Origin of the sequence: Achromobacter sp. GbtcB20 (assembly GCF_019091095.1) — a bacterium.
GTDB lineage: Bacteria > Pseudomonadota > Gammaproteobacteria > Burkholderiales > Burkholderiaceae_B > Achromobacter > Achromobacter mucicolens.
Genome location: NZ_JAGXJZ010000115.1, coordinates 1 through 697, shown reverse-complemented (window position 1 = coordinate 697; position 697 = coordinate 1). Strand labels below are relative to the sequence as shown.

1 protein-coding gene is annotated in these 697 nt (G+C 69.9%); it reads right to left on the bottom strand.

The features are described from left to right. On the bottom strand, nucleotides 1–697 hold a 697-nt coding region (locus KVT32_RS28070), incomplete at both ends, for a GGDEF domain-containing protein (protein WP_217619195.1).

Sequence of the window (697 nt, the reverse complement as noted above, 5' to 3'; positions counted from 1 at the left end):
GGTCGTTGATCAGCTTGAAGCGGTCGAGGTCGATGAACATCACGCCGGCGCGGTGGCCGCAGCGGGCGGCGGGGGCGATCGCATCCTCCAGGCAGCCGGCCAGGCGATGCCGGTTCGGCAGGCCGGGCAGCGCGTCGTACTGGGCCAGGTAGGTCAGGCGGTTCTTCGCGTCTTCGCGCTCGATCGCGGTCGCCAGGATGTTGGCCAGGCTGTTCAGGAAGCCGTCCTCCTGTTCCTGGAAGGTGCGCTGCTCGGGCGCATACACGCCGAGCGCGCCGTACAGGCGGTCGCTGCAGACGATGAAGACCTCGATGCCGCTGCCGGCGGCGCGCGTGCCGAGCAGGGCGGCGCTCCAGCGCGCCAGCTGCTCGGCCGAGCCGGGACCGGCCACGTGGGCAAAGCGGGCGCCGACCGCCTCGGCCGGAAAGCCGGCGCCGGCCTGCAGCACCGCCGCGCCGGCCTCGGCGTCGAAACCGAAGAGGGCCGCGTGGCGCACGCCCAGGCCTTCGCAGGCGACCGCCGCAGCCATCTCGAACAGTTCCTGCAGCGGGCCCGCTTCCAGCGCCTTGCGGCCGAGACGGGCGATCAGGCCCTGGCACTTGGCGTTGTCGACGATCGCGTCCTCGAATTGCTTGCGTTCGGTGATGTCGAAGTCGATGCAGATGTATTTCTCGAGTTGCTTGTTGCTGTCGAAGAT